This is a genomic window from Paenibacillus sp. FSL K6-2859, from assembly GCF_038008265.1.
In the GTDB taxonomy this organism is placed as follows: Bacteria; Bacillota; Bacilli; order Paenibacillales; family Paenibacillaceae; genus Paenibacillus_AQ; species Paenibacillus_AQ nitricinens.
The window spans coordinates 1,702,744-1,717,641 of record NZ_JBBOYU010000001.1; the positions used below are offsets into that span (position 1 = coordinate 1,702,744).

Below are 14,898 nucleotides of genomic sequence, written 5' to 3' on the forward strand. Positions count from 1 at the left end.
AAATCGAGGTGAACGTATTGTTTGAAATGTTAGTTCCCAAACTCCGGGTGAATACGGTATTCGATATTTCTCTAGAAGAGCTGTATCGACAGGGATACCGTGGAATCATTACGGATCTGGATAACACACTGGTCGGTGCCAAAGCGCCTGTGGCTACTCCGGAGCTGTTGTTGTGGTTTGAGAAGGTGAAGGAAGTGGGCTTTAAGCTCATCATCGTATCCAATAACAACATGGACCGGGTGTCACGCTTTGCTACACCGCTTAATATTGAATTTGTGCATCAGGCTCGGAAACCGAGTAATGCTCCTTTTCTCAAAGCGATGAAGCAGATGGAGTTACCACCGGAGCAAACGATTGTGGTGGGCGACCAAATGCTTACAGATGTATACGGCGGCAATCGGCTTGGCCTGTATACCGTATTGGTGCTGCCAATCTCCGTGAAGGATGAAGGGTTCGGCACAAGATTTAATCGTCGGGTAGAGCGAGTGGCTCTGACACGGCTTCGTAAAAAAGGATTGTGGCACGAGGAGGAAAAATAGTAATGAACGAACAAAGTGAAACACAGCGTCCTGAGAAGTGTAGCGGTTGTGGTATCAAGCTTCAGATGGAGCATAAGGATCAACCAGGATACCTTCCGGAAGTCGCACTAGACCGGGACCCTGTGATTTGCCAACGCTGTTTCCGGATTAAGAATTATAACGAGGCTTCATCTGTTTCTGTGAACCAGGATGAATTTCTTCGCTTGCTGAGTGGAGTAGGGGAGAAGAATGCACTTGTTATTCATATTGTTGACATTTTCGATTTTGAAGGCAGTTTGATTTCCGGTCTTCAGCGGTTTGTCGGTAATAACCCAGTTATTCTTGCAGTGAATAAATGTGATCTGCTACCTAAGGTTACGAACTGGAATAAACTGCGTAACTGGATGCAACAACGCTGTAAAGAAGAAGGATTGCGGACAGCTGAAATCGTACTTTGCAGTGCGAAACGTAATCAAGGCTTTGATCGTTTACTGGAAGCCGTAACAGAGCTGCGTGGTGAGCGTGATGTTTATGTAGTCGGTGCAACGAATGTAGGGAAATCTACGCTTATCAATCGTCTGATTTCGGACTACAGCGATTTGGAACAGGAGTTAACCACTTCACGTTACCCTGGTACTACACTTGATACGGTCAAAATCCCACTAGATGATGGCCACTATATTATTGATACACCAGGGATCGTGTATCCATGGCGTTATAGTGAACTAGTTGAGCGTCAGGATCTGGATGCAGTTATGCCAGCCAATCCGTTGAAGCCTGCCGTCTATCAGTTGAATGAAGGACAGACGTTATTTTTCGGTGGACTGGGACGTTTTGATTTCGTGCAAGGTCCGCATCAATCGTTCACTTGCTTTATTAGTGGTACTTTAAAAATCCATCGCACCAAACTGGAACGTGCAGATTCCCTTTATGCGGACCATCGTGGTGAAATGTTGTCTCCTCCAGGAAGTGACCGGATGGACAAGCTGCCACCATGGCAACGGCATGAGTTCCGAATTAATAAAGGCAGTCGGAGCGATCTATATATTTCAGGTTTGGGCTGGATTAAGGTCAATGGGACAGAAGGCGCAGTCGTGGCTATCCATGTTCCGCGTGGTGTGAAGGTGCTTACCCGCCCTTCGATGATCTAACGGGGAGGCTATTACAGTGTCTTTGATAACTGCAACCGAGGGCTACAATACCGGGAATATTTTACTGGGCGTAATGGGAGATCCTATTATACAATCAAAATCGCCTATTATGCATGAAGCAGCACTCCAAGCATTGGGAATTCCGGGTGCTTACGTGCCGCTTCATATCCTTCCAGACAATCTGGAGAATGCGGTGCAAGCGATTCGCACCCTTGGATTCCGTGGGGTAAATGTGACGATTCCGCATAAGGTTGCGGTGATGGCTTATGTAGATCTATTAGATGAAAGTGCGGTAGCCGTTGGTGCAGTCAATACGATTGTTAACAATAACGGAATACTCACCGGATATAATACGGATGGAATCGGTTATGTACGTTCGCTTAAAGCGGAAGCTATTTCTGATTTGTCAGGTACGAAGATTATGGTGATTGGAGCGGGCGGCGCAGCAAGAGGAATTGTTGCCGCACTGCTTCAGGAGAAGCCTTCGTCTATCCTTATCGCTAATCGCAGTGTTGATAAGGCACAGGACTTGGCTGCAGAGTGCCAGAGCAAAGGGAATGTGATCGGGATTAGCATGAACGAAGTAGCGGAAATGCTAGATGGTATTGATGTACTGATCAATACAACTTCCGTAGGCATGTATCCTCACATGGATGAGACACCTATAGATCCTGAACTGCTTCGTGCAGGGATGGTCATAAGTGATCTAATTTATAATCCACTGCGCACTCGTCTATTGTTAGAAGGACTTGAACGGGGTTGTACGATTCATGGAGGCCTCGGGATGTTTGTCTATCAGGGGGCTTATGCACTGGAGTATTGGACAGGACAGCCTGCGCCTACGGAAATCATGCGAAAGACCATACTCAATTGTCTGGGTGGAAAAGAATAAGAAATGGATTCATCAATTTAGGGTAATAATATATGTTAATTAAGGAGTTATTCATTTATGTTAACTGGTAAACAAACACGGTATCTTCGTTCATTGGCGCATCACCTCGATCCTATTTTCCAAGTGGGCAAAGGTGGAGTAAACGATCACCTCGTACGCCACATTGAAGAAGCTATTGAGAAGCGTGAGCTTATGAAGATTAGTATACTGAGCAACAATATTGAGAATCCCAAGGAGATCGGTGCTGCGCTGGCTGAACAATCGGGTTCTGAGCTTGTACAAGTGATCGGAAAGACCATTGTCTTGTACAAAGAATCGCGTGACAACAAAACCATTGAGCTGCCCCGCTAATACCTGAAAGCATACTACCGAGGAGGTCGTCCTCTTGAAAGTTGGAATTATGGGAGGTACCTTTGATCCTCTTCATATTGGACATATGATGGCAGCGGAAGCAGCCAGAGAAACTTATGGACTTCAAGAAGTATGGTTTATGCCTTCGCATATTCCGCCTCATAAACATGAGGCAGGGGTATCTGGAGCAGATCGGCTGGCAATGGTGGAGGAAGCGATACACAATCATGAAGCTTTTCGCACATTAGATTGGGAAGTTGTCAGAGGTGGCGTTTCCTATACGTATGAGACCATAAGACGGCTGCAAGAGACGTATCCGCATTTCGATCTTTATTTCATTATCGGAGCGGATATGGTCCAGTATTTACCGAAATGGAACGAGATTGAAGAGCTTGTGCAGCGGCTTACATTTATCGGCGTAGGTCGTCCGGGGACACCTCTTGATCTAGACGTTTTGCCAACCTATATAGCAGAGAAGGTACTGCTAGCAGATATGCCTCTGGTTGATATTTCGTCAACGATGTTAAGAGAACGGGCTGCAACTGGCAAATCCATACGTTATATGGTACCTGAGGCAGTGTTCGAATATGTTCAAAGGAGTGGATTGTATGGCATACAGCCGCGAAGCTCTGATTGAGGCGGTCTCGACACAAATGCCTGCTAAGCGCTGGAAGCATACACTGGGCGTCATGCAGTCATCCATTCAACTAGCAGAGCAATATGGCGCTGATCCTGAGCGTGCGGAGACAGCGGCAATTCTGCATGATGTGGCCAAGTATTGGCCTGTGGAGAGAATGAAGGAGATTATCGAGCAGAATCATCTGAACTTGAATCTTCTGAAGCATGACAAACAGCTGTGGCATTCGGAAGTAGGTGCCTTTGTAGCAGAGAAAGATTATGGGATCACAGATCCAGATATTCTTAATGCAATCCGTTTTCACACCTCAGGTCGTGAAGATATGAGTTTACTTGAGAAAATTGTCTGTCTCGCCGACTATATCGAGCCTGGCCGCGATTTTCCAGGGGTTGATAAGATACGTAAGCTGGCAAAAGTAAGTTTGGAAGAAGGACTAGTCGCTGGATTTGATTCTACGATTAGTTTACTACTGGAAAAACGCCGAGTGATCTTTCCGTTAACGGTACTGGCGCGTAATGATTTAGTTAGAATATTGGAGGATAAAATATGAGTGTACAACCAAGCAAGCTGTTAGAACTGGCCCTTAAGGCTGTGGAAGATAAAAAAGCAATGAACGTAGTGGCATTAGATCTGCGTACTGTTTCACCGATTAGTGATTACTTTGTTGTCTGTCACGGTAATTCGGATACTCAAGTTCAGTCCATCGCTACCGAAGTCCGTAAAGTGGTCCATGAAGCAGGCGGCGTAATTAAGGGGATCGAAGGAATGGATTCAGCACGTTGGGTGCTGATGGATCTTGGAGATGTTATTGTTCATATTTTCCACCGCGATGAACGTGAATACTACAATATCGAGCGTCTGTGGTCGGATGCGAAGGTAGTGGAGACTGTATGAGCCTGATTGCAGGAACTACAGTTACACTTAATGTAGTAAGAGAGGTATCCCCATACGGATTTTTCCTGAACGCAGGAGATCAGGATGTTATGCTGCATTATACGGAGCTTACCGAGAAGGTTAAGACAGGCGATAAAGTTGAAGTCTTTATCTTCTTCGATACCGAGGATCGTCTAGCGGCAACAATGAAGAAACCGTTTCTAACATTGGGCGAAATGGCCTTATTGGAAGTGGCTGATATCCATCCGCGTCTAGGCTGCTTCTTGGAAATGGGTCTCGGACGGCAGCTGCTGCTGCCCATTCGCGAGCTTCCGGAGCTTCCAGAGCTGCGCCCTCAGATCGGCGACTATGTGTATGCGATTATGGAGCATGATAAACAGGGACGTCTTCGTGCTAAACTAGCCGGAGAACAGGAACTAGCTCCGTTAGCTCTTCCTGCGCCTGAATCCTGGATGGGACAGACTGTGACAGCCCGGGTCTACAAACCGCTGCAGATGGGGACTTTTGTTCTTGTAGATGCTGGGGTTTTAGGCTTTGGTATTATCGGTATGGTCCATTCCTCTGAACGGAGTCGTCTACTACGTCTTGGAGAGCAGTTCGAAGCACGTGTCTCCCATATTCGCGAGGATGGTCGGGTTAACCTTTCTATGGGGCTCCGTAAAGAAGTAGGCATGGATGTTGACTCTGCCACGATTTTAGAATTCTTGCATGCCCGTCCGGGTGGAGCGATGCCTTATTCGGATGCAACACCACCGGATATTATCAAGCAGCGCTTCGGAATTAGTAAATCAGCCTTTAAGCGTGCGCTTGGAAAGCTGATGAAGGAAGGCCATATTACCCAAAAAGAGAATTGGACGTATCTTGCTCCTAAGGAAGAGGAAGATTCAACCGAGGGAAATGAAGGTACAACTGAAACTGAATAATTAAAATATAAGAAAGTATAAGTTTCACACTATATTTTATCCTTATATTTCTCGCTTAAACGCTTACCGTCCTTGTAGGGACGCCGAGGGCGTTTATGCTTGATGGGTCAATAACAGATTTACATTAAATGTTGTAATAGAAAGCGGTGTACTAGTGTCTTCCTATGGGAAATTTGCTTATGTATACGATGAGCTCATGGCAGATATGCCGTATCCTGATTGGATCTCCTTTGCTGAAACCGCATGGAGTAAATACGGTAAGCCTGTAACCGTGGCTGAGCTTGGCTGCGGCACCGGGAGTATCACTATTCCTTTGGCGGGTTCAGGGTATCATATGACCGGAATCGATCTATCTTCAGATATGCTCTCAGTGGCACAGCGCAAAATGGAAGAGCATCCCCAGGGACGGCGCTTCTTGCGCGAAGGTAGTGTTCGTTGGATTAGACAAAATATGAAGGAATGGGAGCTTCCAGAGCTTGTGGATTCTGTGATTTCTTTCTGTGATTGTCTGAATTATGTGCTGGAAGAAGACGATATCAGAGCTGTCTTTGCTAGTACCTTCGCAGGACTGAAGCAAGGCGGCACCTTTCTGTTCGATGTGCATCATCCAAATACACTGATCCGTTATGAAGAAGAACAGCCTTTTATTCTGGATGAACCATCGGTGTCTTATATTTGGACTTGTGAGATGGATGTTCCACGCCGCGAAATAGAACATCATCTGTCTATTTTCGCCCGCGAAGAGGGACGGAGTGATGTATATCGCCGTTTCGAAGAGACGCATATTCAGCGTGCCTACGATCCCCAGTGGATGATGGATGAACTGCTTAAGGCTGGATTTAGTGATGTGAAGACTTACGCCGATTTCGAGTGGATAGAGGCGGATGATGATGCGGAACGTTTATTTTATATTGCTATAAAATAAATATTTCCATAATAATAAGAGGGGTGTCTCATTAGCTATGAAAATAGCTGATGGGACACCCTTTTTTTGACTTCGTACTTATGTAAAACAAAAAACCGGGCAGTGTTTATGCCACCCGGCATCTTCCAATCCTTACCGATGCTCAAACAGATCAATGGCACCCAATACGACATGAGCCAGACCAAATCCAAGTACGCCTGTTGCTGCCATCTTATACTTGCTTCCAAGAAAAGCGGCGCTTGAAGCGGTTACGACGGTTCCAAGAACAGCGGGAATTAGACCTTCACGCATTCGAAACACTCCTTCTCGGTGGTTTGGGAGACAAGATTATTATGAGTCAAACCCAAAAAAATATACGAAGGTAAAAAAGACCGGAGAACAGAAATTTCTGCTTCTGCGGTCTTTTTGTTTAAATGGTTTACTCTGATAAGGTAACAGCAGTACGAGAAGCGCCAATTTCAACTTCATGAACATCATATAGTACACGCGCCAGCAAGTCCTGGCTATAGTTGCCGAAATGTTTGCCGTAAATGGTGAGTCCGCGTTTGTTTACAGGCTTGTCCGTTACAGCTATCCGGAAAGTAAGCTCGCTCTTGTAATCCAGCTGGATATCATCCAGGGTCACGTCAGAAATCCGGCAGCCGTCAATAAAGCTGCCTTCATTATTAATACGGATCAGTTTGAGCATACCATATTGGTTTAAATGTGGAGGCCACCAGTCTGGATTAAACGTTCCACGGGTGTCTCCGAAATCTCCAGGACTAGTCCAGTAGCCGATTTCAATTCCATTTAAGTAAAAATAAAGATCGGAAGGGTAGTTATCGTTAGATCCTGGGGCCTCCGAGCCAATCTCCATCGAGAATTGGATTTCACGGAACGTTTGATTAGCTTTAAGATAGTTCGGAACTCTATATTCGAGAAAGCCTTCGCCCATCCATATGATCTCGGCTTCAATCCGTTGGGGGTCTGCAAAATAACGCGGCTCATCAAAATCCCCGATTATGCTGTCTTTGGTAGCAAGTCCGCAGGTCGGAACAGCCTGATAGTTGCTATAATGTCCTACTTGGATTTCTACTTCGTAGAGATTATCAACATCCTTGCTGCGAAGATCAACAATAAGCTTATCCTTATTTAAATAGCAGACCTTCTGAATACCGTGTTTACCCACGGATGTGTTTATCTCGATGAGACCGCTTTCTTCTAGCTTTTTAATATGCATCGTGATTGCGCCATTGCTGAGATTCAGCTTCTTGGCAATTTCATTCAGATTCAGTGCTTGATTGGTAGCTAAAAGTTCGAGTATGAGGATTCTGATTTCAGAACTAAGCGCCTTGAATATTTCAAGACCACTCATTAAATCTTTAATATAGATCATTTTATCAATACCTTCTTCCAAATGGTCATAAATGAATACTGTTTTATGAAATTATAAACTAATATAGCATATAAATAAAGCATCCTTCCTTATTTTGTAGAATGATAAAAATAAGGGGGAGTTTTTCCTGTTTTTGTAATTAATCTAATTTAATTTAAAAATTAATGAAACTAATTCACAAGATAAGATGGTTTTACAACGAAATCATGTTATTTTCACTATTTATTTTATAAAAGTATTAAAAGGTTTAAATAAATATATTTACAAGTCTTTTTCTCTATGCTATTTTTAAACTGAAAGTCTTAGAAAAGGACGTGAAAATCATTATGTTAGCTGCAACGCCCCCAATGGGCTGGAATAGCTGGGACTGTTACGGAGCTAGTGTTAATGAAGAAGAGGTAAGAGGCAACGCCGAATATATGGCTGCTCATTTGAAGGAATTTGGCTGGGAATATGTTGTTGTGGATATTCAGTGGTATGAGCCTGGAGCGAACTCTTCGCAATATCGTAACTTTGTACCGCTGGTCATGGACGAGTATTCCAGACTTCAACCGGCAGAAAATCGTTTTCCTTCCGCAAAGGGAGGCAAAGGTTTTGCCCCACTCGCTGAATATGTGCATGGATTAGGGTTGAAATTCGGCATCCATATTATGCGTGGAATCCCTCGACAGGCCGTTCATGCGGCAAGTTCCATTCTTGGATCTGAGCAAACCGCACGTGATATCGCACATCCCAATTCTATATGTCCGTGGAATACAGATATGTATGGAGTAGATGCTTCTAAAGAAGGCAGTCAGGCTTACTATGATTCTCTCTTCCAGCTGTATGCCAGTTGGGGCGTAGATTATGTGAAGGTGGATGATATTGCCGCTTCACGTATTTATGGATACCACAAAGACGAAGTTGCCATGATCCGTAAGGCTATCGACCGCTGTGGTCGTGAAATGGTGCTTAGTCTTTCACCTGGACCTGCTCCGGTAGAAGAGGCTGAACACTTAGCTGAACATGCTAACCTGTGGAGAATGACCGACGATTATTGGGATCATTGGCATTTGCTGCGTGGAATGTTCGAGCGCTGCGAAAAATGGGCTCCTTACGTTCAGCCTGGCCATTGGCCAGACTGTGATATGTTGCCGCTAGGTCATCTTGGGATTCGTTCCGTTGATGGCGGGGGAGACCGATTTACAAGGTTTACTCCTGACGAACAGGTTACCATGATGACACTCTGGGCTATTTTCCGTTCGCCTTTAATGTTCGGAGGAGAACTAAGAGACAATGATGAGTGGACTTTATCTTTGTTAACCAATAAGGAAGTGCTTCATCTGCATCATTTTGGTAAGGGTGGTAGACAGGTAGAGCGGAATGAAGAGTATGCGATCTGGACTTCTGAGGATGAGCAAGGTAACCATTATGTAGCGTTGTTCAATCTCAGTGATGAAGAGTCGACGCTTCAAATATCGTTTCAACAGCTTCATGTTTCCATTCCAAGCACGATCCGTGATCTATGGCTAGGCCGCGACCTGGAGGTTGTTAATGAAGGGGTTAAGCAGCTTCTTCCACCGCATGGTTCTGCATTGTTACAGCTTTTATAGAGGAGAGAGATTATGGATACGAGTAGAGCGTACAACAACCCATTGGTGGAGCAACGTGCTGATCCATGGGTATATAAACATACGGATGGATATTACTATTTCACAGCTTCAGTTCCAGAATACGACCGGATCGAAGTAAGAAGATCGACAACCATCGAAGGATTAACTACTGCAGAACCAGTTGTAGCTTGGCGCAAGTATGAGACGGGGCCACTTAGTGCTAACATTTGGGCGCCGGAAATTCATTACATAGACGGGAAATGGTACATTTACTTTGCCGCAGCACGGACTACGGAGACGACGGATGGTTTGTTCGATCACCGGATGTTTGCGCTCGAGAATGCATCTGCTAATCCCTTAGAAGGAACATGGGTAGAAAAAGGTCAAGTGAAGACCGCTTGGGAATCGTTCGCTTTGGATGCGACCACGTTTCAGCATAAAGGAAAACTGTACTATGTATGGGCTCAGAAGGATCTGAATATTGAGGGGAATTCTAATCTGTATATCTCTGAAATGAGCAATCCGTGGACACTCACAGGTCCTCAGACTATGATTGCTACGCCTGAACATGACTGGGAATTTATTGGGTACACAGTCAATGAAGGTGCAGCAGTATTGAAACGTAATGGTCGTATCTTTATCAGCTTCTCGGCGAGTGCTACAGACTACAATTATTGTATGGGACTATTAGTTGCGGATGAAGACAGTGAACTTCTGGAGGCCGCTTCATGGACTAAACTACCCAATCCTGTATTTCAAACGAATGAAGAAAATGGACAATTCGGTCCTGGCCACAATAGCTTTACGGTCAATGGAAATGGGGAAGATGTGCTCATCTACCACTGCCGCAATTATAAAGAAATTACTGGCGATCCTCTTTATGATCCAAACCGTCATACTCGTGCTCAGGTCTTCCATTGGAATGAAGATGGCACACCGAATTTTGGAGTTCCTGTTAAGGATGCACACTAAAAATACTCCGTTTTGCAAAAAAAGAGGGTTACCCATAAGCCACGTTAATGGCCGCTGGGTAACCCTCTTTTTCATATGTTACGTGTTGCTGCTTAAGGTATATATTGTTGCACGATGGAAGTGATTAGGCCGTCCTGAATCGTAAGGTGATAAGGGAATTGGCTTAGATCGAAAATATCCGTCTTATTAAATTGATCGATAAATTGCTGTAAGGTAATGGCTTCGTTCCACTGAATGTCTAAGTCCTCAATGTTACCAGTGTGATCAAAGATCTGCATGGTGACTGTTGCGTTATCAGCGATCGGATAGGTTGTCAGTGTATCAACATCATTAACAACATAATATCCGTCTGGAGCTCCGCCAATTTCTGCTGCACCTTCCGGGTCTCTTTCAGCAAAGACTCGGTCAGCATCAGCACCCTGATACCAGTTTATTTCATCGGCTGTAATGGAAAGCTTGCCATTCTCGGATTGAATAGTATGAATATATACCGTCTGTTGCTGAGTCTTGCCACTATCTTGCGCATCTACTCGTGTTCCAACGGTACTAGCAGTAGTAATTAGGGAAAGAAACAATAGAACAACAACCGGTAACACATACGCTGACTTTTTCTTAAACATTAGAAATCTCCCCCTTGAGATATGTAAAAAGGTTGTATATAGCTTATTACCCGCTATGTTTTTTCCTAAACGGGCTATATACTTCTATTACGTTAAACGGGCAGGTTTTGTTGCAATTTTTTTTAAAAATTTCTGAAAAAAGATGCCAGTCGTGAATCCACTGAAAATGATAGTAAAAGTTTGTCTCCTCGGGCATATTAAAATGTCAAAACATACAGATTAGGGGGAGCAACGAATGGGTGGAATACTACGGATTTATAGGAACGACTGGCGCAACGTTTTTAAGGTTCCTGTGGCCGTGTTCCTGATCGCTGCTTTGGTGGTGTTACCTTCTGTGTATGATTGGTTTAACGTTGCGGCGGTGTGGGATCCCTACAGTAATACCTCTGGCATTAAGATTGCTGTAACTAGTCTGGATGAAGGGACCACTGTGAAGGATAAGAGCTTCAATATCGGCAATGATGTCATGGAAAGTCTTCGGAATAATAAAAGCTTAGGGTGGACCTTCGTAGATGCAGAAGCTGCGCACAATGGTGTGAAGCGTGGAGATTATTATGCGAGTATTGTTATCCCTGCTGATTTCTCCAAAAGAATGACAGGAATCCTTGAAGGCAGGATCGTGAAACCAGAGATTGAATACACCGTCAATGAGAAGATAAACGCGATTGCGCCTAAAATCACGGATAAAGGTGCCTCTTCAATCACGACACAGATCAGTGAGAATTTTACGGAAACCATTAGCGAAACCGTATTTACAGCCTTAAAACAAATCGATTCAAAGTTCCAATCTGAATTGCCTATTATACGCAAGGTAGAAAAAGGACTTTTTCAGTTAGAGGCAAGTCTCCCCGAAATTGAAACGGCAGGCCAACATGTATTGAAAATGGAGGCGCAATGGCCGCAAATTCATGCATCGGCAGCGCGCATCTCTAAGCTGGAGAATAAGCTGCCAGAGGTTGAAAAGGCGGGATTGGCTTTAGAAAAAATAGCTGAACATTGGCCTCAAATTGCCAATATTGCAGATCATTTAGGAGAGCTGCAGGATAAGCTGCCCAAAATTGAACAAGCAGCACAGCTAATCGTTCAACTTGATCATCATTTTGGTGAAGTTGAACAAATTATGGACAAGGCGTCTGAAGGTCTTACGGAAGCAAATAAAGTTGTTAGCACTGCCCTAACTGCGCTACCTAAGGCGGACAAGATTGCAACTGCTGGAAATGATTTTGTTCTAGAGCTTCAACAGTTCTTAGAGAAGAGTAATGCTGCATTTGAAGCGGTACCTGCCGCCCTCAAACAAAATATATACCTGCTGCAAAAAACGGAGAATGCAGTAGTTCAGCTTGCTGAACTGCTGCAGGGAGAAGATATTGACCCGCAAGCGGTCCGCGAGCAACTTGAGTCTGTTTCCGCTCAGCTGGGGTCGGGAAGTAACGTGATGGATCATACGCTTTCTTTGTTATCGGCACTGAATACATTCTCGCCAGGAACAGTGCCTAATGCTGAGATTGGCGCCTTGAAGGATGTAAATAATACCTTGAGCAGACAGACTTCTTTGGTAAATTCGTTGGTATTGGATTTACAAAATGAAGGTCAGCCAGATCCGAGTGATGTTAAGCAATTAGGTCTTAAATCTGGCGAAGGGAACTTAGCCATAGCGAAGCTTATTTCCGAATATGAAGCGGCAACTATCCCTGCTATAAAAAATACGTTAGAGCAAATATCCACTGCTGCAGAGACTACAGCCACTGCCCTGGAACAAGTTCCGGATCGTCTATCGGCGCTGGGTACCCTTCTTGAGGAGACTATGGCAGCAATTGAGTTCGGACAATCAAGCTTGGCTAGTCTACAGCAGGACTTACCAGCTATTCGTGAAGCGGTACATACAGCAGCTAGCGGTGTCGCAGATAAGACACAGAGCTTTGGTGCTTTTGTTCGCGATACACTTCCACTAATTCAGAGCAGCTTACCTGTTGCAGGAGCAAAAATACAACAAGCTGCAAATTTCGTCCGTCAGGATCTGCCGGCTGTAGAGGAACGGGTGCATCAGATTTCTGATCTGATACGTACAGGTCTCCCCCGAGCGGATAAGGGAGTGGCGGTCGCAGCGGATATGGTGCGAAATGATCTTCCGATCCTGGAAGATTCGATTCGTAAAGCGGCAGCTACCATCCGTCAGATCAAAGATGAGGTGGATCTGGGAGAGATTGCAGAGCTGCTCGGAGGGGATATTAAGAGCAAAAGTGATTTTTTGGCCAACCCGGTAGTATTAAAAGAGAATAAGTTATATCCTATTCCGAATTATGGTTCGGCTATGACTCCTTTTTATGTTGTACTTTCCTTATGGGTAGGTGGCACACTCCTAATCTCACTTCTTCGTACGGGAGTGGATACGGAGGGAATTGTGTACAAGCGGTATCAATTGTATTTTGGACGTTTGCTGACGTTTCTTACGGTTGGAATTCTTCAAGCGCTGGTGGCTGTACTCGGTAATCTCTTTATTCTGAAATGTTATGTGGTGGACAAGGTGTGGTTTGTCCTTTTTGCAGTATTAATTAGTATCGTATTCGTGACGATTGTTTTTACGCTTGTCTCCGTATTCGGCAACGTTGGAAAGGGGATAGCGATCGTATTCATGGTGCTTCAATTCTCAAGCTCTGGCGGTACGTTTCCAATCAGTACAACAGGCCATTTTTTTCAAATGTTGAATCCGTTTATGCCATTTACTTATGCGATTAGTTTGATGCGGGAGGCGGTAGGGGGGATTCTGCCGGAAGTGGCGATTCGCGATTGTCTTTATTTGATCCTATTCGGTGTAATAGCACTCTTACTGGCGCTAACGCTCAAGAAGCCGCTGGAGCGTTATATCGAAAAGGCGGCTGAACAAGCCGAAGAATCCAAATTGATTTCTTAAGAAAAAAGAGGTTGTACCTAAGCCAATTGCTGTGGCTTTTGGTACAACCTCTTTCAGATTATCTCGCGGGAGCGAAATCGGCTACTGGCTTTAGAAGCTCTTCAATTCTCTCCAAAGTTTCAGGAGACAATACGGCATCAACAGCTTGGGCATTCTCTTCCACCTGCGCTGGCTTACTGGCCCCGATAATAGCAGAACTTACGCCGGGTTGACGTAGGGTCCAAGCTAACGCTAGTTGCGACAGCTTCAAATCAAGACGGCTAGCTAGTTCATCGAGCTGTCCGACAACAGTCAATACATCATCGCGGAAGTAGCTGCGAATGACGCCATTTACCGAATCATCAGCTGCGCGGGTTCCTGCCGGAGGCTGTTGTCCAGGTTTGTATTTACCTGTCAGAATACCTTGGGCGAGTGGAGAAAAGACCACTTGTCCGAGGCCCTCACGCTGACATACCTCAAGTACCTCATCTTCAATGTACCGCTCGAACATGTTATAGATAGGCTGATTGGAAATAAGCGGACGCAGATTTAGTCTGCGTGAAATGCCGGTGGCGTCAGAAATTTGAGCTGCGCTCCATTCGCTCACTGCCGAATATAGAATTTTACCTTGTGCAGTTAGGTCGTCCAGCGCGCGCAAAGTTTCCTCCACAGGCGTCTCTCTGTCAAATCGATGACAAAAATAAACATCAATATAATCGGTTCCTAAACGCCGTAGGCTAGCTTCGCATTGCTCTATGATGTGCTTACGTGATAAACCACGATTATTCACATCATCGCCCATCGGAAAGAATACCTTTGTACTCAGCACATAAGACGATCTTTCATAGGCGCGAAGAGCAGCACCCATTGCTTTTTCGCCTTCACCACGGTTATAAGCATTAGCTGTATCAAAGAAATTGATACCGCATTCAAAAGCTTTGCTGATGCAGGCGTCTGCTGCCTTTTGCTCTGCTGCTGTTCCATATGTAAGCCAGCTGCCTAAGCCGATTTCACTGATTTTTAGACCTGAATTGCCTAGCCTTCTGTATTTCATTATTTTCTTCCCTCCTTGAGTTGTATATGTTAACTTTACTTGTATCTTATGGAATATTCAACTTGAGTGTTTCATGTGAAAGAAGAGATCAAGGAGATGAATCA

At 44.7% G+C, this 14,898-nt stretch carries 16 protein-coding genes; 12 read left to right on the forward strand and 4 right to left on the reverse strand.

What is annotated here, in order from left to right:
* Positions 1–17 precede the first annotated feature (17 nt).
* From MHB64_RS07505 to MHB64_RS07545, 9 genes are all read left to right on the forward strand, one after another.
* Complete coding sequence (locus MHB64_RS07505; protein WP_094874299.1) at positions 18–539, forward strand: YqeG family HAD IIIA-type phosphatase; 522 nt, start codon at positions 18–20, stop codon at positions 537–539.
* A 2-nt stretch (positions 540–541) separates the two neighbouring features.
* A complete protein-coding gene (gene yqeH / locus MHB64_RS07510) occupies positions 542–1,669 on the forward strand; it encodes a ribosome biogenesis GTPase YqeH (protein WP_094874287.1) in 1,128 nt (375 codons plus the stop codon).
* Positions 1,670–1,685: 16 nt separating this feature from the next.
* Positions 1,686–2,561, forward strand: coding sequence for a shikimate dehydrogenase (gene aroE, locus MHB64_RS07515; RefSeq protein WP_256990039.1), 876 nt, complete (start codon positions 1,686–1,688; stop codon positions 2,559–2,561).
* Between the two features lie 57 nt (positions 2,562–2,618).
* Positions 2,619–2,912, forward strand: a complete 294-nt coding sequence (gene yhbY, locus MHB64_RS07520) for a ribosome assembly RNA-binding protein YhbY (RefSeq protein WP_042185967.1) — start codon at positions 2,619–2,621, stop codon at positions 2,910–2,912.
* A 34-nt stretch (positions 2,913–2,946) separates the two neighbouring features.
* The gene (locus tag MHB64_RS07525) at positions 2,947–3,549 is read left to right on the forward strand and encodes a nicotinate-nucleotide adenylyltransferase (protein WP_094874286.1); all 603 of its coding nucleotides are present in this window, start codon (positions 2,947–2,949) and stop codon (positions 3,547–3,549) included.
* Entirely contained in the window at positions 3,521–4,099 is a 579-nt protein-coding gene (gene yqeK / locus MHB64_RS07530; protein ID WP_094878360.1) for a bis(5'-nucleosyl)-tetraphosphatase (symmetrical) YqeK, read from the forward strand. The genes MHB64_RS07525 and yqeK overlap by 29 nt, the downstream gene beginning before the upstream one ends.
* On the forward strand, positions 4,096–4,443 hold the full coding sequence (gene rsfS, locus MHB64_RS07535; protein WP_042185972.1) for a ribosome silencing factor: 348 nt from the start codon (positions 4,096–4,098) through the stop codon (positions 4,441–4,443). Before yqeK ends, rsfS begins: the two co-directional genes overlap by 4 nt.
* On the forward strand, positions 4,440–5,366 hold the full coding sequence (locus tag MHB64_RS07540) for a CvfB family protein (protein ID WP_094878361.1): 927 nt from the start codon (positions 4,440–4,442) through the stop codon (positions 5,364–5,366). Before rsfS ends, MHB64_RS07540 begins: the two co-directional genes overlap by 4 nt.
* Positions 5,367–5,520: 154 nt before the next feature.
* Positions 5,521–6,291, forward strand: coding sequence for a class I SAM-dependent DNA methyltransferase (locus MHB64_RS07545; protein WP_280787459.1), 771 nt, complete (start codon positions 5,521–5,523; stop codon positions 6,289–6,291).
* Positions 6,292–6,423: 132 nt separating this feature from the next.
* On the opposite strand, the gene MHB64_RS07550 is transcribed toward MHB64_RS07545, so the two are convergent.
* Together MHB64_RS07550 and MHB64_RS07555 are read right to left on the reverse strand one after the other, a co-directional pair.
* Complete coding sequence (locus MHB64_RS07550) at positions 6,424–6,582, reverse strand: hypothetical protein (protein ID WP_036675694.1); 159 nt, start codon at positions 6,580–6,582, stop codon at positions 6,424–6,426.
* Positions 6,583–6,709: 127 nt separating this feature from the next.
* Positions 6,710–7,666, reverse strand: coding sequence for an ArsR/SmtB family transcription factor (locus MHB64_RS07555; RefSeq protein WP_094871572.1), 957 nt, complete (start codon positions 7,664–7,666; stop codon positions 6,710–6,712).
* 326 nt (positions 7,667–7,992) lie between these two features.
* Between MHB64_RS07555 and MHB64_RS07560 the strand changes: the two genes are divergently transcribed.
* The gene (locus MHB64_RS07560; protein WP_445671604.1) at positions 7,993–9,258 is read left to right on the forward strand and encodes a glycoside hydrolase family 27 protein; all 1,266 of its coding nucleotides are present in this window, start codon (positions 7,993–7,995) and stop codon (positions 9,256–9,258) included.
* A 12-nt stretch (positions 9,259–9,270) separates the two neighbouring features.
* Positions 9,271–10,230, forward strand: a complete 960-nt coding sequence (locus MHB64_RS07565; protein WP_341134080.1) for a glycoside hydrolase family 43 protein — start codon at positions 9,271–9,273, stop codon at positions 10,228–10,230.
* Between the two features lie 92 nt (positions 10,231–10,322).
* Here MHB64_RS07565 and MHB64_RS07570 read toward each other — a convergent pair whose 3' ends face one another.
* Positions 10,323–10,850, reverse strand: a complete 528-nt coding sequence (locus MHB64_RS07570; RefSeq protein ID WP_341134081.1) for a hypothetical protein — start codon at positions 10,848–10,850, stop codon at positions 10,323–10,325.
* A 235-nt stretch (positions 10,851–11,085) separates the two neighbouring features.
* Here MHB64_RS07570 and MHB64_RS07575 point away from each other — a divergent pair, with 235 nt between their 5' ends.
* The gene (locus tag MHB64_RS07575; RefSeq protein WP_341134082.1) at positions 11,086–13,761 is read left to right on the forward strand and encodes a YhgE/Pip domain-containing protein; all 2,676 of its coding nucleotides are present in this window, start codon (positions 11,086–11,088) and stop codon (positions 13,759–13,761) included.
* A gap of 58 nt (positions 13,762–13,819) precedes the next feature.
* On the opposite strand, the gene MHB64_RS07580 is transcribed toward MHB64_RS07575, so the two are convergent.
* On the reverse strand, positions 13,820–14,794 hold the full coding sequence (locus MHB64_RS07580) for an aldo/keto reductase family protein (RefSeq protein WP_341134083.1): 975 nt from the start codon (positions 14,792–14,794) through the stop codon (positions 13,820–13,822).
* Between the last annotated feature and the right edge of the window lie 104 nt (positions 14,795–14,898).

Excerpts from the sequence above, each read along its gene's own strand:
- yqeH (WP_094874287.1), top strand. The coding sequence starts at position 542 with ATGAACGAACAAAGTGAAACACAGCGTCCTGAGAAGTGTAGCGGTTGT.
- yhbY (WP_042185967.1), top strand. The coding sequence starts at position 2,619 with ATGTTAACTGGTAAACAAACACGGTATCTTCGTTCATTGGCGCATCAC.
- yqeK (WP_094878360.1), top strand. The coding sequence starts at position 3,521 with ATGGCATACAGCCGCGAAGCTCTGATTGAGGCGGTCTCGACACAAATG.
- rsfS (WP_042185972.1), top strand. The coding sequence starts at position 4,096 with ATGAGTGTACAACCAAGCAAGCTGTTAGAACTGGCCCTTAAGGCTGTG.
- MHB64_RS07540 (WP_094878361.1), top strand. The coding sequence starts at position 4,440 with ATGAGCCTGATTGCAGGAACTACAGTTACACTTAATGTAGTAAGAGAG.
- MHB64_RS07550 (WP_036675694.1), bottom strand. The coding sequence starts at position 6,582 with ATGCGTGAAGGTCTAATTCCCGCTGTTCTTGGAACCGTCGTAACCGCT.
- MHB64_RS07555 (WP_094871572.1), bottom strand. The coding sequence starts at position 7,666 with ATGATCTATATTAAAGATTTAATGAGTGGTCTTGAAATATTCAAGGCG.
- MHB64_RS07560 (WP_445671604.1), top strand. The coding sequence starts at position 7,993 with ATGTTAGCTGCAACGCCCCCAATGGGCTGGAATAGCTGGGACTGTTAC.
- MHB64_RS07565 (WP_341134080.1), top strand. The coding sequence starts at position 9,271 with ATGGATACGAGTAGAGCGTACAACAACCCATTGGTGGAGCAACGTGCT.
- MHB64_RS07570 (WP_341134081.1), bottom strand. The coding sequence starts at position 10,850 with ATGTTTAAGAAAAAGTCAGCGTATGTGTTACCGGTTGTTGTTCTATTG.
- MHB64_RS07575 (WP_341134082.1), top strand. The coding sequence starts at position 11,086 with ATGGGTGGAATACTACGGATTTATAGGAACGACTGGCGCAACGTTTTT.
- MHB64_RS07580 (WP_341134083.1), bottom strand. The coding sequence starts at position 14,794 with ATGAAATACAGAAGGCTAGGCAATTCAGGTCTAAAAATCAGTGAAATC.